Consider the following 18,226-nt stretch of genomic DNA (forward strand, 5'->3'; position numbering starts at 1 on the left):
AGTTGAGAATGAATAATGTAGGGGACGGCGTCCTCGACGTCCCGAGTTCAGCTCGCCTGTTAATACATAATTATAAAAAAACGGACTGCCAAAGGCAGTCCCTACAATTACGCATTACGCATTAAAAAGGCGGACTCAATGTCCGCCTTTGTTTATCTGTCTTTCTTGTCAGTTGTGGTAGTTTTATCGTCATGTTCCTTGTCGCCGTCGAGCCCGTCGATAACGTCATCAACAGCGTTCTGAGCACCGTCTATCACTTCTTTGCCTGCATCTCCCACGCCGTCAACGACGTCTTTTCCTGCGTCACCGACACCGTCTGCGGCATCGTCAACGCGGTCACGAATGCTGTCGTCACCTTTCCTGTCGGTAGTGCTTTCATACGTTTTATCAGTCGTGCCGTCAGTAATTACAGAGCCGTTTCCGTCATCTGTATAATGGCCGTCGCTGTTATCGCCGCAGCCTGTAAGAGTTGCACAAACGGTAAAAAATATGGAGCATATTGCTAAAAGCTTTTTCATACAAATCATATCCTTTACAGAGTATTGTTGTGGAGACGTTTTCCACAACTTATTTTTATTGTTTACTCTTTTTCCCTGATTATCCACAGGGTTTTCAACTTTTCCGCACTTCCAGAAAGTGTATTTTACGTTGTTTTCCACCTTTTCAACAGAGTTATCAACAATCGAACATATGACTCCACAACCAATTCAACACCGTGTTGAAAACTTTTCCACCCGTTTGTGAAATATAATTAGAACTATATTGCTGTAATTTTTTGGTTAAAAGTTGTTTCTGCTTGAATTATGTCACAGCTTGTGATAAAATAAAAACAGTTCTGAAATTGAAAGGTGATACAATGTTTGAAGGATTTTCACAGGAGGCGTTGGAGTTCCTCCTCGGCATAAGGCATAACAACAATAAGGACTGGTTCGAGCCGCGTAAGAAGACATATACCGAGAAGATATTCGAGCCTATGAAGGCTCTGGGTGAGGAGCTTTTTGCGCCCTTTGCCGATATTGACGGTATGATGTACAAGGTGGGCAGGATATACCGTGACGAGAATTTCGCTCCGTATCTTCATTACCGCGACACTATGTGGATATACGTCCGCTACGATGCTTGGTACTGGAACAAGACACCCACGCTGTATTTTGAGCTTTCTCCTGAGGGAGCGGAGTTCGGCTTCCGCATATCCAAGCCCGAAGCCGCAGTTATGGAGCGTTTCCGCAGTCAGCTTGCAGAGGACGCAGAGCCATTTCTCAACATGATATCAGAACTTGTTGAAAACTACGGACTCACAGTGGGCGGTGACGAATACAAGCGCAAGAAGCCCTGTCCGAAACCCGAACTGGAGAAATATTTCGTAAAAAAGGGACTCAGCGTGTACACGAAGGTAAGTGATCCCGAGGAGCTTTTCAGCCGAAAAATAGCGGAGCATACCGCCGAGGTGTTCAAAGCAGTACAGCCGCTGAACGATTACTTCCATGAAATTGTGGAAATTGAAGAGCTTGCCAAAGCCATACTCAAAGAGGAAAAGGAGCAGCAGCTCTCCCAGCCCGAACCCGAAATAAACATGGTAAAAGCCCCCGACATAGAATTCATGTGGTAGGCAGCGTGACGCTGCACCCTATCCACGTTGTCGCTTGCAAGCTCGCTCACTATCATCAAAACCGATATCTGTACATCGCTTACGGAACTTTTTACGGGGTGATTAGGTATCAGTTCCAACATTCTAATCACTATGCACTAATCACTAATCACTCGGGCTGCCATAGGCAGCCCTTACAATTCCGAATTCCGAATTCCGCATTCCTAATTCAGAACAGCCCTCTTACGTCCTCAAAGGTGAGAGTAGGCTGCAAAGCGAGGTTTATACCGAAAGCAAGAAGCTGTGAAGCACGTTCGATGAGGCGGTCGATATCACGGGGAGTTACCATTATATTTGGCAGCTCCCTGTTTATGCTTTTCCCCGTGAGGCTTCGGACGATAGTGTGCATATCCACAACTGTGGGTACTCCCACGGCGATAACGGGAATGCCGAAAAGTTTTTCCGAGAGCTCCATACGCTGATTTGAAACGCCGCTCCCGGGAGATATCCCCGTATCCGTGAGCTGTATGGTAGTGCCGAGACGGCTTATGTCATTGCAGGCAAGAGCGTCTACAGCAATAACAGCTTTTGGCTTTATTTCGGCAGCTACAGCGCGGATTATCTCGGCAGTCTCGATGCCTGTCTGACCCATAACTCCGCCCGAGAATGTACTGACATTTCGGAGCGAGGTCAGGAACATCTTCTCGTCTGCGTCAAGCTCACCGCCGAGATGTCGCGTAGCAAGTACCTTTGCGGCTGTCTGCGGACCTATGGCATCGGGCGTTATATCGTTATTGCCAAGCCCTGCAACGAGCACATCACCCTCAGGGAGAAGCCGCGACAGCTCGTCAGCCAGCTCCTGAGCCATTAGCTTGTAATCATCGGAAAATCGGCTGAGACTGCCGCCCTCAAGGGTGATATAGCGTCCCTTGCCCTTGCCAATGGTTGAAAGGCAGCTGTCATCGTCAATGATTATCTCGGTAATGCTGAAAGCCCTGCCGCGAGTTGAGATGTGAACGCTGTCGGGCAGTCGGTCACAGGAGATGCTTTCCAGTGCAAGATCTGTGCGAAAAACCATATATTCCTCCATATTGTGCATTTTGCTTTAATTGTGGAAAAAATTTATCACTATTATTTCACTTTTAGATATTGAAAACAATGTGGAAAAATGTTATAATTATATTTGTCTCAGTATGGCAGCTGTGCGTTGCAGCTGTCGGGAGTGAACGAACCCGTGTTTGCTCCTATTATCTGTAAAATGCGGACGATTATTCCGCCTGCATAATTCAAGGAGGTGTAACAAAATGCCAAACATTAAGTCTGCTAAGAAGAGAGTAAAGGTTAACGCAACAAAGGCTGCTGCTAACAAGGCAAGAAAGTCAAATCTCAAGACAGTTCTCAAGAAGGCTGACGCAGCTGTAGCAACAGGTGCTGCTGACAAGGCAGAGGCAATCAAGGTTGCTATCAAGAGAGTTGATCAGGCTTGCGCAAAGGGTCTTATGCACAAGAATAAGGCTGCAAGAAAGAAGTCTCAGCTCGCTAAGAAGCTCAATGCTGCTGAATAATAGGTCTTTTTTGATCATATAAGAAATCAAACCCCTTGCGGACAACTCACGGTCTGCAAGGGGATTTTGTTTTATTCACCTTTTTTATAATCTAATAAATCTCCTATTGTTTCGATATTTCCGCCTGTTGAATTGATAGCGTATATTTTTAATATACAAGAGGCATCAACGGAATCGATACGCCCATTTTTGTCAGCATCAAGACGGTTAATAAAGTCTGAATAAGGATCATATTCGTATGGAATATATAATTCGTGTCCAAAAACATTAACAGTTACAGGTTCATTTAAATATATAGTTGGTATTAAAGTAATGGTAAATAATTCTCCTGTATTATCCATACCGTAAACAGATGAAAAATATTTATATTCATAACCAACGTTTTCTTTTTCATATATTTCTTTTTTTGAAAAATTTTCTGGATTGTGAAAAATTGAATTTGATAAATTAACTTTTGAATAGAATGTATCTGTGGGATACGTTATTTTTCCAAATTCATATGTATGACTTCCGCCAAAATCTCTTTGAGGATTATGTGTTACTTTTATTTCTATTTTATTGTTGTTATATACATTAGCAGTACATTCAAGATACTCAAAGGTTCCACTGTAAGATGTATTTTTATATGAAGCATTAAATGTTTCGGTTTTTATTATTTTTTCTTTATTTTTCGTATTGTTTTCAGATATAGCAGCTGAATTAGCTGAAGCACCAAGAATAAAAGCAAAAGCCAAAGAAATAAAATTATTGACAATCATAATATACCTCCAAAAAAGTTATAGGACTATATGTCCTATAAATATTATACTCTCTTTGTGAATGATTGTCAATACTTTCCACGTAATTTACAAATTTACCGCGTAATTTACAAATTTGTAAATCTTTACAAAAATCATTAGGACTATCTGTCCTATATCTTCTTAAAAAAAAGCTCCTGATTTATAATTAATGTGTAGTCAATAATTAATACATAAGATTTTGTAAATTTACAAATACAGGAGGGAAAGTATGTTCGTCAGAATAAGAAATCTTCGTGAAGACAATGACAAGACACAGCAAGAAGTATCGGATTATCTTTTCTGCGACCAGTCACTTTACTCCAAATATGAGCGCGGACTCCGCGATGTACCCGTGGATATAATCATCAAGCTTGCAGAGCTTTACGGCACGAGCACGGATTATATACTTGGGCTTACAGATGAAAAAGAGAAATACCCCATAAAAAGATAAACCCCCTTACATATTTTTGTAAGGGGATTTTTTCAGTTCATATTAGAAGCTGAAAGCATTTTAAGGGCGTACGCGATGACCTCATCGGCTGTCGGAACGTCACCCGCACCTATTTTATTGATAGGAGCATTTGGATTTTTGCAGGCTTCGAGAATAGATTTGTTTATCTCTTCCTTTACCTCTTCGGTGGAAACTTTGTGTTTTAATGCAACGTCTTTGAAAATATCATCGTTCATTGCATATCCCCCTTTTCTTTAATAATAATATTAGATTGCTTACCGATAAAAGCAATAGCTAATCAAAAGTGATTATTCCTTTACATATACTCCCACGATCTCGGAGATATATGCACGGTGATAAGCGTCACCGTTAAAGAATTTTTCAGGGATACCGTCATCTGTGATGAAACCGCTTTCCTGAAGGTCATAGCTGTAGAGCTTACGGCAGACGAGTACGAGCTCGGCTTCCTCGAAAGTCATACAGCCGTCTATCTCAGCAGGAGTAAGACCTGCTTCCTTAGCCTTATCGCAGTCTCTGCCCGAATGAGAGCCGCAGAAGGAAAGAGCATTTCTGAACTCCTCACCTAAGAATGAAGCGGTATAACATTCGTTTTCCTCAACGAATCCAAAGGTATAACGTGTAGGTCTGATGTAGCAGGTGAGGACATTTTTGTTCCAGAGAACGCCTATTTGTCCCCATGAAGCTGTCATCGTGTTGAAGCTTTCTTTGTTTCCGCCTGTCAGAAGCATCCACTGCTTGCCGATCTTGTCAAAAGGATTAAAAGAAAGCTCGCTTATTTCGATTTTTTTAAAAGCCATGGTGATTCTCCTTTACTGTAATATATTTTATTCGGTATCACCGCGGCTTATGATATATCAGAAAGCTTTCAGCGCGTTTTTATAGCGCAGACGCAGCTTATCCGTAATAAGCGCGATAAATTCCGAATTAGTAGGTTTACCTTTGCCCGTATCAACGGTATAGCCGAAAAAAGAGTTAAGAGTGTCAACATTTCCTCTGTCCCATGCGATCTCAATGGCGTGACGTATAGCACGTTCAACTCGTGACGAGGTGGTATCGTATATACCTGCCACAGTGGGATACAGGAGCTTTGTAACGCTGTCAAGGAGAGTTTTGTCCTTGATAGAATAGAGTATAGCCGTCCTGAGATAGTGATAGCCTTTGATGTGTGCAGGAACGCCAAGCTGATGTATCATGTCAGTAACTACTACTTCCATGTCATCGCTGAAGCTGTTGACTCTGTCACCCAGTGAAGAGTTTATAGCACTGCAAAGATCATCTGCACTGCAAGGACGCAGCAGAAATTTAGAAGCACCGTTTTCTGTCACCTGTCTTTCGATGAACTCATTGTCGTAAGCAGACGTTATGATGAATACAGGGGTTTTAATGCCCATTTCCTTAACAGCTCTCATAACGGTAATAACATCGCCGTTCTGAGAGGATATGTCCATTACAGCAACATCGGGGGGATCTTTTTTGATAGACTCCAGTATGATGCCGCAGTCATTACGTCTTGTATACGCATACATTCCCTTTTCGCGGAGCTTATTTGCTATGCTCACGCCTGTCTCGGCAGAATCATCGCCGATAAGTACTTTTACCTTGTTATTCATGATTTATACCTCCTCTTGTTCAGCGGTTTTCGACCGCTTATTAATGATATCATATCACAAAAGGAGCTGCAACGATTTATTTTAAGGGATTTGGTAGTATTTGTTCGGAAAATGTATCAACAGAGAGGCGGTGAAAAACACCGTCGGAAAAGGTTGTCACAAAAGACGGAAATCAGGTGAAAAGACGAATTACTTCCGCTTTTTTCTGTGCAGAACTGCTTCTGACATTTCTCTTACGTTTGTACCCTCGGGGAAAAGCTTGTCGGCAAGCTTCTGAAGAGGGTTTTTTTTGATTTTTTCCATATGGACAGGGGCAAGCTTCGGCTCACTTGCAGCCTTGCCCCAATTTTTCTTTTCTTTATCCGAAAGAAGCGGGAAAATAATATTTCTGTCGCCGATATAGCTGTGATTTTCGAGGAATTCCAGCGGCAGTCGACAGCCTTCGCTGCCGTATTTCCCGATAAAATCCCCGAAATGGAAGTACAGCATATCCTTGAAATCGTCTCTTCCGTCGGTGATCTTCTGATTTTTTTCCATTGCCTCTATGAGAGACTTCTGCATATCGGTCTCGGGTTCAAAATCCTCAATGAGTGAAAGCGGACCGAGTATCATAAATCCTATCATGTATTCATCAAGGCAGAAGTCGCTGTGGGGCTTTTTATTCTGCGGAACATCAAAGCCGTAAGCCGCATAAAGTGCGAAAGCGGACCTTAAAGCCATGCATTTTTCGCTGTCGATATCGAATATGAGCTTTTCCTCGATAAATCCGCGGAGTCGTCCTGATTTTATCATGAGGGGCTGAACTGATTGCAGCATTACAGCCTTCATACCTCTGACTATAGCGGCTTCCACATCTTTTGAGAAGTCGCCGCCGATATGGAGGATATTGTTTGCTTCAACACCCGATTTTTTTATGACCACATCAAGATAACCTGTTTCTGCCGAATCGGGTATATTCTGTTCTGACGGGATTATTACCGAGTCATATCCGCCGTAGCCGCAGTTGCAGAGTATCTTGACCACAACATCGCGTGGATAATAAGATGCAGAAGTAACGATTATCTTGTTTTTGCAGTCCTTAGCCTTATCGAAGAGAAGCTTTCCTATTTTTCGCGGAAAAGCGAAATGCTCTATAAGGTCACATTCCCTTGTCATGAGCCTTTCCCTGCCCGTGGGAGTGATCCCGCTCATTTTAGCAAAGATATTGTATATCTTTTCAAGGGTAACATTGCCCTTTGCACTGTATTTCTTCTCAGCCGCCTTTTGTGCTTCGATACGAAGCTGTGTAAAGGACTTGTCTGAGGTAGTCAGCAGCGCGAAATCCTCCTCCATGAAGAGAAACATATCCTCAGGTCTGGAAAAGGGAGTAATGACGAGAGTATCCCATAGCTTGAAGCTTATAGCTCTGTGGTCGTTTCTTTCGACCTCATGGAGCGTTTTTACAAGTATCTCGTCCTGTGCCGCAGAGAGCGGTCTTTTTGGGTGAAACTCTCCGTCCATTTAATACCTCCTTTTAGTCGGTTGCAGAAGCAGTTTCTTCTTCGGTATCTTTTTCAGCTTCGGGAGGCTCTATACCTCTGAGCTTGCGGTATTCGTCAAGAGTCATAGCACCGTCGGAGTTATAAGCTCTTATCATAGCGTCCTTGCTGGTGAATTCCTCACTGTATTCGCCTTTTTCGTTCTGTATGTACTTTCCGTACCATACGCTGAAGAACGACCATACGGCATTATCACGGAAAGCTGCGTCTATATCGGGAATACTTCCGCACTCACTTATAGCGATGAGCTTGTCACTGCCCACGAATTTCTGAACAGCGGCGAATTCTTCATAAAATCTGTTTCCGTAGTCTTTTTCGTTCTTGACGTAAAGGTCAACGGCAGCTATATCGAAAGTACGTCTGTCAACAAGAGTAGTATCGCTCTGACCGTTCCATATCCAGATAAGGTTGTCCAGCTCGAAATACTTGGTCAGGCGTTCGTAGAGCAGGTTCCACAGCCACTTGTAAGCGTCAGGACCTTTTGCGCCCCACCAGTACCAGTCACCGTAGCCCTCGGGCAGCGGTCTCCACAGTACAGGAACTCCCCTGTTTTTCAGTGAAGTGAGCTGACCTGCCATATTATCTATATCCAGTATGAGCCCGTAACATTCCTTGGAAATATTTCCCTTGCTGTAAAGCTCACGAAGCTCTTCCTCGGTGAGCTCTGCGATCTTTTCCTCGGTAACGGCTTTTGAAAGGTCAAAGTCAGTGTCATCTGCGGTCATAGCACTTTTCTTGTCGGAAGGTGACTTCCAGTACCAGCTTACGCAGGAGATGCCGCCGTTCAAGTACCACTCGGCAGCAGCGTCCACTTCCCTGAAGCTCTCGTCAAGATCACCGTGAGAGACTTCAAAGTTTGAGCAGCGAATAGCAGGGTATTTGCCTGTAGTACGGTAGATAAGGTCAAGCTCGGAATTATCTCCGCCGTAAGCATATTGACCTGTTATCATGTATTTTCCGTAGTTTTCGGAAAGGAAGCTCATAAGCTCCTTTGCCGATTTTGCCGCATTTTTGTTTACCAGCTCTCCCTTAGCGTCATAGCTTATGTCGCTGAGGGAGGTATTATTTTCTATTTTCAGATAATCGAGGCACATTTCGCCGTTTTCGGGAGTAATTTCAAGCTTCTGCTTGCCTTTTGTGAGGAAAACTCCGTATACGGTGATATATGTAAACTGATTATTGTCGGTAGTCTTGAATACTGTAAGCTGTTCGTCGCCAAGCTTTAAGCGGCAGTTTACAGCCTTTTCTGACAGTATATTGAATGAAAGGTCATAGTGCTGATTGCTGGGGACATCTATCTCAAAAACCACAGAAGCCTTGCCTTCGTTCCCGAATTTGGTAACGTAACCGTCACCGCTGAATTCGGGCTTGTTGGTGTCCACAGCAGCACCGCCTTTGAGTTCGGCTTTTTCGGCTTCGTAGAGGTTGCCCGACTGTTTTTTCTCTATTTCAGGGAAAGTAACGGGATAATCGGGAAAGGTCTCAACAGGCTCTGTCTTAGTGGCTTCCGCAGTACTTTTTGCAGTAGTTTCCTCTATGATGGGCACAGAGGATGTAATAGGTTTTTTGCTGTTGCTGCAAGCCGCAAAAATAGAAGCACCTGCTCCTATAGCAACGGCAACAGCAGCTATCTTGCGAATATCCATTTATTCCTCCTAAGGGTATCAGGCTTTGACAGTATATTTCTTGCCCTTTTCTGTATCAAAGATGATAACGCCGTCCTCGATACGTGAATTTACAGATATACCGTCACAGGTAATGCTTGCAACGCAGTTTGCGCGGAGATGCATCTCTCCGTCAGCATCGGAATATATATCGGCTGTAGTGAGCTTATTCTCGATCCAGTAGATGTCAAAGGTATATCCGCCCTTTGCTTTGAGACCCTTAACGTGACCGCTCTTCCATTCATCGGGGATTGCAGGGAGCAGGTCTATCTCGCCGCAGCAGCTCTGTAAAAGAGCCTCAGCGATAGCGGCAGTGCCGCCGAAATTGGCATCTATCTGGAAGTTATGCTCTGAATTTGTCATATTGGGGTTAGTAGAGTGTGAGAGCAGGCGTTTGAGGTTTTCGTATACCATACGGCTGTCGTAAAGTCTTGCCCACATATTTGTTATCCAGGCGCAGCTCCAGCCCTTTTTGCCGCCGCCGTTGATAAGTCTGCGGACAAGTGTAGCTCTTGCAGCGTCCGCAAGCTTTGGAGTCCTGTAGGGATTGATAAGGTCGGCAGGGTGGAGAGCGAAGAGCTGAGAGATATGCTTGTGACCGATATCAGACTCGTCATAGTCCTCTGCCCATTCCATTATCTGTCCGTATTTGCCCACCTGCGGAAGGGGGAGCTTCTGCATCATATTGCTGAGCTTTTCCGCAAATTCGCTGTCCTTTCCGAGAATATGGGCAGCATTGATGACATCGGCAAAAAGCACTGTGATTATCTGCATATCAATAGCAGGTCCCATGCAGAGGCTTGCTTTCACGCCGTTTTCGTCGATATATTCGTTTTCGGGAGAAACGGACGGACCTGTTACCAGCTTGCCCTTGCCGTCATCTGTGAGATATTCTGTAAAGAACTCGGCAGCTTCCTTTAAAATATGGTATTTCTCCTCAAGGAATTCCTTGTCGAGGGTGTATTCATAGTGTTCGTAGATATGGAGAGCCAGCCAAGCACCGCCCATAGGCCATATGCTGGAAGTCCTGCACTCGTCCTGCGGTACGGTATCGCCCCATATATCAGTAGAATTATGGCATACGAAGCCCTTGTGTATGCCGTACATCTCCTTTGCAGTCACTCTTCCGTTGCCGCAGATGCGCTCCATAAGGTCAAAGAGAGGCAGGTGGCACTCGGAGAGGTTGCAGCTTTCGGCTATCCAGTAGCTCATTTCCGTATTGATATTGAGCTCATAGCGGCTGCCCGAGGGCGATGACATCTGGTCATTCCACAAGCCGTGTAAATTGGCAGGCTGAGTGCCGGGGCGGCTGCATGATATCATAAGATATCTTCCGAAATTGAAGTAAAGCTCGATGAGCTTATTGTCATGGATAAGTCTTTCACATTCGGTATTGTCAAGCTCATCGCCTTTGAGACGGTCGATACGCTCGTCTGTATTCATGAGAGCAAGGTCCTCTTCCTCGCTGTTATCGTTGAGAGAGAGCTCAACGCGGTCGAAAAGCTCCCTGTAGTCGTTTACGTGGCGGTAGTAAAGCTCCTCGAAATCGCACTGGAGAGCCATTTCAGTATCCACCTGAGCGGATTCCTCATACATTTCGCTGTAAAAGCTTGTTCTGACCGAGAGAACTATCATTACCTCATCGGCATTTTTCACGCATATCCTGTTTCCCACTGTTGTGAGCTCGCCGCCCTTTGAAGAAGCACCGAGACAGGCAGCGAAGAATATGCCGTTTTTGCTGCCGCTGCCGCCGTTGAAGAGTATCATGTTCTCACCGCATGGGCGGTTGTCGTCGTAATAGTCGTCACGGCCGCCGATGCAGCACGAAAGAGAGACAGAAGCAGGCTCTGACGCGGATATGCGCATTACCATAACTTCGTCGGGAGCGGATACAAAGTATTCTTTTGTATATGTTACGCCGTTCACGGTAAAGGAGGCATCAGCGACTGCGCTTCCGATATCGAGACTGCGGGAGTATTCACGGGCTTTTCCGTCGAGACGGAGCTCAAGCTCCAGTTCACCGAGCGGCATATAGCGGCGCATATTTGGAGTAACGCCCTGCATTTTACTGAAAGCAGTATCTTCTGCTTCGGAGAGCCTGCCCTCTTTAAGGAGCTGACGCACTTCTGCGAAGCCTTCCTTTGCCACAGGGTTTATTCTGTGACGCAGACCGCCGGACCATACAGAGTCCTCGTTGATAACGATACTCTCATTGTCTGGTGTTCCGTATATCATTGCGCCTATACGTCCGTTTCCGATAGGGAGAGCCTCAGAGAAGCTCTCTGCAGGTGAATTGTATTTCATTAAAGTTTCAGTACTCATTTTAAGATCTCCTATGGGATAATGAATCGCTGGGTATGACGTTTATTAAGTATATTAGGATTTAGGCAGAGACATGAATATCTTGAAGCCTTCCTGCGAGGGCGTAAAGGATATCCTGCCTTTAAGAGCGGCAGCGCGGTCGGACATATTTTTCAGACCTATGCCGCTTTCTTTTATTTCGGTGCAGCAGCCGTTGTCCTCCAGCATGAGCTGATAGAAGGCAGGGTGCTCACGTATTATGATGTTTATTTTATCCCCTTTTGAATGTTTGACGGCATTGGAAAGACCTTCCTTTACAACGCCGATGATGCACAGTTTGATATTGCCTGCGATATTTTCGCTTACATCGCAGTCCAGTGTGACCTTGAACCTGCTGTCCACTGTGCTTATACTGTCCTCTATGACTTTTTTAAGGTCTATGGAGTCGTCGTGAAGGTCGTGAACGCTTTCGCGTATGCTGGTCATAGCACTGTCAAGAGTAGTTTTAAGGCTTTCCAGCGGTTCTTTCAGCTGTTCGTCCTTGTTTATTACTATGAGAGCACCCGATTGCAGCAGGGAACGTGTGAGCATATGTCCCACGTTGTCGTGTATCTCACGGGCTATGCGGTTTCGCTCTTTCATGGTAGCGAGATGTATCTCGTTGTCCTGAGCGGCAGCAAGGCGGAGATTTTGTTCCGCAAGCTGCCTGTTCTTTCCTGCGACTTCATCGCGGAGAGATGTAAGGACGGATACAGTTTCTTCAAGATTTGAAACTCTTTTGTAGATGATAACAGTTACCGCAAAGGCAGCCCCTGTGAGTATGAGCTGTTCTGCACTGAGCATATTGAGCTTTGTCAGCACAGTTACGGCAGGAACTGTGAGCCACCATTTTTTCTCCCACAGCGCGTCATAAAGCAGCAAAGGGAGCGAACACAGCATGAGCGGAAAGACTCCGCACAGCAATGAGCATGAAGCTATGAGGACAGCCGCGATCACAGTACCTGTCATCAGCTGTACAGCAGCTGATACGGTAAGCGTTGCCAGAGCAACGATAACAGGAGCTGTAAAGCTGTCGGACATAACAATGCTCATAAGGCATATAAGGAGTATAGCCAGTTTGTCAATAAGTCGGTTCAAATGTCCACCGCCCTTCGGGAAAGCGAAATAAATGTCTTATTTGATGTTCCAGATGTTTTCTGCGTAATCAGCGATAGTTCTGTCAGAGCTGAATTTGCCCGCATTGCACATATTGAGCCACTGCTTTCTTGCAAAGGCAAGGCGGTCTGAGCGGTAATCGCTTATGCAGCGGAGCTTTGTCTCAACATAGCTCCTCATATCGCCGAGAAGGTAGTAATGATCGGGAGTATGCCAGCTCGCACCGTCAAGGAGAGCGGTATAAAGCTCGCGGAAATCGCCGCTGCCGCCGTCGGAAACGCTTCCGTCGATAAGTGAGGATACAACCTTTCTTATCATAGCATCGTCAGCGAATATCTTTCTGCTGTCATATTCGGGCACTATCTTTTCAAGATCCTCGACTCTTGCGCCGAAGATATAGTTATTTTCCTCGCCTGCCTCCTGTACTATCTCGATGTTAGCACCGTCGTAAGTACCGAGAGTCACAGCACCGTTGAGCATGAGCTTCATATTGCCCGTACCGCTTGCTTCAGTACCTGCTGTGGATATCTGCTCGGAGATATCAGCGCCTGCAACAAGCTTTTCGGCGTAGGAAACGTTGTAGTTCTGCACGAAGATGACCTTTATAAGGTCGCGTGTATCGGGGTCGGAGGAAACTATCCTGCCCACCTCGTTGATGAACTTGATAATAGCCTTAGCGCGGCGGTATCCGGGAGCAGACTTAGCTCCGAAAATGAAAGCAGTAGGAGTAAAGTCAGTGATGCTGCCGTCCTTTATGCCGTAGTATATCCAGAGTATTGAGAAAGCATTGAGAAGCTGTCTCTTATACTCGTGTAGACGCTTTATCTGTATATCGAATACGAAATTCGGGTCTGTGTCGATATCATCGTGAGCCTTTATGAAGTCGGCAAGCTGTTTTTTCTTGCCCTGCTTTATGTCGATGAAGCGGCGGAGCACATTCTCGTCATCTGCGTACTTAGCAAGCTCCTTGAGCTTGTCAAGGTCGTTTATCCAGCTGTTATCGCCGATAAGCTCGGTGATGAGCGCAGAGAGCTCCTTATTGCAGAGAGCTATCCAGCGGCGCTGAGTTATGCCGTTTGTCTCGTTGCGGAAACGCTCGGGATAAAGGCTGAACCAATCCGCAAGCACAGAGTCCTTGAGTATCTGAGTGTGTATCTCAGCAACTCCGTTTATATGGCTTGAAGCATAGCAAGCCATGTCAGCCATATGGATAAGGCTGCCCTTTATTATCTTTATGCGATCGATCTTGTCCTTAGGCACATTTGCGGCATACATATCCGCAATGAGAGCCTCGTTTATCTGGATTATTATAGTGTAGATACGCGGCAGAAGCTCTTCCACCAGATCTGTGCGCCACTTTTCCAGAGCCTCCTGCATAACGGTATGATTTGTATAATTGAATATCCTCTTAGCCATATCAAGGGCAGTTTCAAAGGTATAGCCCTCGTTGTCCACCAGCTGGCGGATAAGCTCGGGGATAGAGATAACAGGGTGAGTATCATTGAGCTGTACTGAGATATAGTCAGCAAGATTATCGAGAGTGCCGAAGCGAGCCTTGTGCTTTCTGATTATATCTGTAAGAGAAGCACAGCTGAAGAAATACTGCTGTTTAAGGCGGAGCTTCTTGCCCTCGTCGGTATCGTCGTTAGGATAGAGCACACGGGAGATATCCTCGGCGTATATCTTTTCCTTAGAAGCTTCGAGGTAGTCCTGATTATTGAAAACCTCGAAATCGAATTCCTTTACAGGCTCAGCCTGCCAGAGTCTTAAAGTGCCCACATTCTCAGTACCAAAGCCGAAAACAGGCATATCATAAGGCACAGCCTTTACGGTCTGACCGTTGTATTCAATAAGGACAGTGTCCTCGTCGCAGCGTACAGACCACGGATCGCCGTACTTAGTCCAGTCGTCGATGTCCTCTTTCTGATAGCCGTCAACGATAGACTGCTTGAAGAGACCGTATTTATAGCGGATACCGTATCCGTCAAGGGGAAGAGCGAGTGTTGCGGCACTGTCGAGGAAGCAGGCAGCAAGTCTGCCGAGACCGCCGTTGCCCAGAGCAGCGTCCTCGATATCTTCGAGAGCTGAAAGGTCAAGACCAAGCTCTGCGAAAGCCTTTTCCACATCGTCATAGATGCCGAGTACAAGGAGATTATTGAATACAGCGCGTCCTACGAGAAATTCCATTGAGAGATACGCAGCGCGGCGTTTTGAGAGGTGCTGCTGACGGCTTTCGTTCCAGCGTTCCGAGAACATTTCCATAACGGTCTTGCCGAGAGCGTCGTGGAGCTGCTGTGGAGAAGCTGACTTTATATCTTTAGGGAGCTTCCCGCTGAACTTTTCAATAAACACATTTCGATCCATTTTTAAAACCCCTTTCAATGCACAAAAATATATTATCATTTTATTATAACACAAATAACGCGATATTGCAAATCTATGAGAAAATAATGGTAAAATTCCAGATAAATCATAAATAAGACCTCGTGAAATGGCGGTGATTTGGGATAATTGATGAAGTCTCGACACAGTTTGACAAAAAAAGCCTTGACATACCAATAGGTGTTGACATCGCGTGATATTGCCTGTAAAATAGAAATGGAGGATTTTTGTCAGCGAATATAAATTTTTTTATTTTAACATAAAAATCATCGTCTTTTCTTACTACAGGATACACTTATTTATATAAACCACTAAGGGGGTATAAATAATGAAAAAGATCATCAGTATAATTGCCGCAGCCGCGCTGACAGTAAGCTGTTTTTCGTGCAGCGATGATAAAAAGAAAAAGGAAAAGACCGAGGAAAAGCCTGTAAACATTGAGGACGGCGTAAACGAGCCTGCCCTTGACGAGCCTGTAAAGACCGAATACAAGGAGTTTTCGGAGGACAGCTTCAATACTATCGAAGTTAATTTAAACGTGACCGACAAAGAACCGCCGCTGACAATGCATCAGCTGAATACTTCGCAGATTGACTTCGGAAGCGTCATACCACCATGCAAAGCTGAGAAGTACCGCGACAGGTACAGGACAGATAAATCCGATTATGAAGATGAGGAATACCAGAAATTTATCAGAGAGCAATGGGAAAAGAGCTGTACAGAGCCTCAGAAAGGCGATATATATTGCAGCTGTATTGACGGGAATACTTTTTATATCGAGGTAGAATATGACAATAATTGTCTCGGTCATCATGAGTCTGCCATATTCCGCGTTGACGGGCTCACAGGTGAAAAAGAGGAGGTATTCCGCCATTCCGATCCCGAAAACAGCCTTATTATCTGGCAGCTTTACAGTGTAAACGGCGTACTTTACGTGCTCACAAGGGAGAAAGGTCTTTACTATCTTGACGAGGAAAAGAAAGAGCTTGTAAACATTCTTGAGGCTGAGGAAAGCCAGAAATACAGCGCATATGTTATGGGGAATTCCGCAGGCAGACTGTTGATAAGGGAGAGCATAAACCATACAGAGGACGTTCCGAAAGATTACAAAACTGAAAGCGGACAGTATACTTATTCAGATGATGGCGAGAATTATTATATAATAACAGGCTGTGATGTCAAAGTAAAGGAATACGACTTCGGCAGCAAGACATGGAAAGAACTATATTCCGCATTTGCGGATTATGATCCGAGTGTATATGGTTCAATTTCAGGCACCAAGGAATGTCCGTTTATCTACGGCGAGCTTTTCGCATGGAAGGAAAAGCCCGAAAACTCCCGTAAATACGACGTATGCACCGAGAGTTACAAGGTCTCCACAGGTCTTACGGGCTGTGATATACTCTATGCAAGCGATAAAAAGCTTGTTTTAAGACAGGGCAGCAAAGCGTCAAGCTCGGAAACTTCATTTGTCCATGTGTTCGACCTTGAAAGCTCCACACATTATATAATCGACTACAGCGGTCTCGGCGCAGACAACTGCAAGTATGCAAAGGACGGTATAGTTGTATATCCCTCAGTCGGTTCAGGCAAGGTATATTACATCATGCCCGAAATAGGACTTACCTTTGACCTTGCATCATTTGACTCAACATATGATGAATATGCATTGGATATGTGGCTGTCGCTCTATGACAGCTATGATAACAGCCTTTGGTTCGATATCAACATCAAAAGGGACGAGCGTGAAGTCACAGAACAACCGGGCGTTATATATAAAGAATACGATTACGATCAGGTAAAAGTATGGTTCACACAGGAGGAAAATAATGAATAAGCGGATAAGTCTCATTGCTGCGGCAGTTCTTGCGGCATCTTCTGTGCTGACAGCCTGTGATGACAAGGAAAAGCCCAAGCCAAAGGATACCGCTGTAAACGAAGATACGGGCGATACCCTTGTTACCGAGCCTGTTTACCGTGAGTACAGCGAAGATGATTTCAAGACCATTGATGTATCCGTTTTATACCCCGACAGAGAACTGCCTGTAGAGGTAAGCTGTGTGGACATAAGCGGACTTGATTTCGGCAAAAAGCTGCCTGTCTGCAATACTGAAGAAAATGCGAAGGTATATTATAGAGATATGTTCAGTTTGAGCCATATCGAATACAACTGGGAAAAACTTATAAATGAAGAAGCTGAGGGCATTGCAAGCAGCTGCTGTATGTATAACGGAAAGTGTTATATAGTTGTTGAGTATAAGAGCTTTCTGACGAGCAATTTTGATTTCTCACTGTTTTGCTATGATGAAAAAAGCGGCAGGAATGAAGAGGTATACAGCTGGTCGTCAAAGGATATAAACGAGGATTACACAGATCAGCCGATGATATTTGACGATAAGCTTTTCTACGAGATCAGAAACAGCAGTGACAACAGCACTAAGGTATTCGCCTATGACCTTGCCACAGGTGACGTAAAGACGGTATATGAGGAGAATGAGTCTGATATTTACGTATATTTCGACCATGACAGCAATGACTATCCTTGTTTGCAGCTTATAAAAAATGGCGGCGAACAGTTGGATCATCTGTACTATGATGAAACAGCCGAAAGCTTTGTGGCTGATGAAGCAAACGACATTGACGGAAAGATCATTTCAAGCAGATATTTCGGCGGAGTTCAGTATTATATCGTGAAGTCCGACGGCAGGCGCAAGCTTGACATGATATGTAAATACTACCATGTATCGCTGTCCTACACAGGCGGAAAGATAGTCTATGCCGATGATAAGACATTCCTGATAAAAAACGAGGGCAGTATCCATATGTACGACCTTGAAAAAATGGAGCATTACATACTTGACGTAACAGGCATGGGAAACGAGTGTACATACTGCAGCGGAATGGTGTTCACAGGCAACTGGTACGAAAAGTATAAAATGCCTGTATACTGTATTATTCCCGAGTTAGGCATTGCATATGTCATAACTGATGATGACTTATACTGCGGACTAAAGACCGTTGGCGATACTGTTACATTCAATTCGTGCATTGAATATAGGAAAGAATTAAAAGACGAAACGAGCGGCGGCATATCATATGCTGCGGATAAGATGACAAGGGTATATACAGTCACAGCGAAATAAACATTTGTAGGGGCGGATAATATCCGCCC

Annotated in this window: 16 protein-coding genes; 5 read left to right on the forward strand and 11 right to left on the reverse strand. The window is 44.8% G+C overall.

All coding sequences use genetic code 11. The features are described from left to right. Positions 1-152 precede the first annotated feature (152 nt). Positions 153-518 (reverse strand): hypothetical protein, encoded by a 366-nt coding sequence (locus BLW60_RS16210; protein ID WP_175460896.1) that lies wholly within the window; start codon positions 516-518, stop codon positions 153-155. A gap of 338 nt (positions 519-856) precedes the next feature. On the opposite strand from BLW60_RS16210, the gene BLW60_RS05895 reads away from it, so the two are divergent. After that, on the forward strand, positions 857-1,609 hold the full coding sequence (locus BLW60_RS05895; RefSeq protein ID WP_074715266.1) for a DUF2461 family protein: 753 nt from the start codon (positions 857-859) through the stop codon (positions 1,607-1,609). Positions 1,610-1,817: 208 nt separating this feature from the next. Here the strand turns inward: BLW60_RS05895 and gpr are convergent, their stop codons facing one another. Then, positions 1,818-2,666, reverse strand: coding sequence for a GPR endopeptidase (gene gpr / locus BLW60_RS05900; protein ID WP_074715269.1), 849 nt, complete (start codon positions 2,664-2,666; stop codon positions 1,818-1,820). A gap of 226 nt (positions 2,667-2,892) precedes the next feature. Between gpr and rpsT the strand changes: the two genes are divergently transcribed. Beyond that, positions 2,893-3,153 carry a 30S ribosomal protein S20 gene (rpsT, locus tag BLW60_RS05905; RefSeq protein WP_072947633.1) on the forward strand — a complete coding sequence of 87 codons (261 nt, stop codon included), beginning with the start codon at positions 2,893-2,895 and terminating at the stop codon, positions 3,151-3,153. 71 nt (positions 3,154-3,224) lie between these two features. Here the strand turns inward: rpsT and BLW60_RS05910 are convergent, their stop codons facing one another. After that, positions 3,225-3,911, reverse strand: a complete 687-nt coding sequence (locus tag BLW60_RS05910) for a hypothetical protein (protein ID WP_074715272.1) — start codon at positions 3,909-3,911, stop codon at positions 3,225-3,227. A 250-nt stretch (positions 3,912-4,161) separates the two neighbouring features. Here BLW60_RS05910 and BLW60_RS05915 point away from each other — a divergent pair, with 250 nt between their 5' ends. Beyond that, positions 4,162-4,383 (forward strand): helix-turn-helix domain-containing protein, encoded by a 222-nt coding sequence (locus BLW60_RS05915; RefSeq protein WP_074715275.1) that lies wholly within the window; start codon positions 4,162-4,164, stop codon positions 4,381-4,383. A gap of 32 nt (positions 4,384-4,415) precedes the next feature. On the opposite strand, the gene BLW60_RS05920 is transcribed toward BLW60_RS05915, so the two are convergent. The 8 genes from BLW60_RS05920 to BLW60_RS05955 all read right to left on the reverse strand — a co-directional run bounded on the left by BLW60_RS05920 (position 4,416) and on the right by BLW60_RS05955 (position 15,036). Further along, positions 4,416-4,619 carry a hypothetical protein gene (locus BLW60_RS05920; RefSeq protein WP_074715278.1) on the reverse strand — a complete coding sequence of 68 codons (204 nt, stop codon included), beginning with the start codon at positions 4,617-4,619 and terminating at the stop codon, positions 4,416-4,418. A 72-nt stretch (positions 4,620-4,691) separates the two neighbouring features. Continuing rightward, entirely contained in the window at positions 4,692-5,201 is a 510-nt protein-coding gene (locus BLW60_RS05925) for a flavin reductase (protein WP_074715280.1), read from the reverse strand. Between the two features lie 57 nt (positions 5,202-5,258). Then, positions 5,259-6,014, reverse strand: a complete 756-nt coding sequence (gene spo0A / locus BLW60_RS05930) for a sporulation transcription factor Spo0A (RefSeq protein ID WP_074715283.1) — start codon at positions 6,012-6,014, stop codon at positions 5,259-5,261. Positions 6,015-6,203: 189 nt separating this feature from the next. Then, the gene (locus BLW60_RS05935; protein ID WP_074715286.1) at positions 6,204-7,514 is read right to left on the reverse strand and encodes a hypothetical protein; all 1,311 of its coding nucleotides are present in this window, start codon (positions 7,512-7,514) and stop codon (positions 6,204-6,206) included. A 13-nt stretch (positions 7,515-7,527) separates the two neighbouring features. Further along, positions 7,528-9,198 (reverse strand): glycosyl hydrolase, encoded by a 1,671-nt coding sequence (locus BLW60_RS05940; protein ID WP_074715289.1) that lies wholly within the window; start codon positions 9,196-9,198, stop codon positions 7,528-7,530. 18 nt (positions 9,199-9,216) lie between these two features. Next, complete coding sequence (locus BLW60_RS05945; protein ID WP_074715292.1) at positions 9,217-11,538, reverse strand: glycoside hydrolase family 95 protein; 2,322 nt, start codon at positions 11,536-11,538, stop codon at positions 9,217-9,219. Between the two features lie 54 nt (positions 11,539-11,592). After that, positions 11,593-12,654 carry a sensor histidine kinase gene (locus BLW60_RS05950; protein WP_074715295.1) on the reverse strand — a complete coding sequence of 354 codons (1,062 nt, stop codon included), beginning with the start codon at positions 12,652-12,654 and terminating at the stop codon, positions 11,593-11,595. Positions 12,655-12,690: 36 nt separating this feature from the next. Beyond that, positions 12,691-15,036, reverse strand: a complete 2,346-nt coding sequence (locus tag BLW60_RS05955) for a glycogen/starch/alpha-glucan phosphorylase (protein WP_139283374.1) — start codon at positions 15,034-15,036, stop codon at positions 12,691-12,693. 346 nt (positions 15,037-15,382) lie between these two features. Between BLW60_RS05955 and BLW60_RS05960 the strand changes: the two genes are divergently transcribed. Then, the gene (locus tag BLW60_RS05960) at positions 15,383-16,891 is read left to right on the forward strand and encodes a hypothetical protein (RefSeq protein WP_074715301.1); all 1,509 of its coding nucleotides are present in this window, start codon (positions 15,383-15,385) and stop codon (positions 16,889-16,891) included. After that, positions 16,884-18,197: a TolB-like translocation protein gene (locus BLW60_RS05965; protein WP_074715303.1), complete on the forward strand. Its 1,314-nt coding sequence runs from the start codon at positions 16,884-16,886 to the stop codon at positions 18,195-18,197. Before BLW60_RS05960 ends, BLW60_RS05965 begins: the two co-directional genes overlap by 8 nt. The last annotated feature ends 29 nt before the right edge of the window (positions 18,198-18,226 follow it).

It is taken from the genome of Ruminococcus flavefaciens (genome assembly GCF_900108555.1).
Classification (GTDB): Bacteria; Bacillota; Clostridia; order Oscillospirales; family Ruminococcaceae; genus Ruminococcus; species Ruminococcus flavefaciens_P.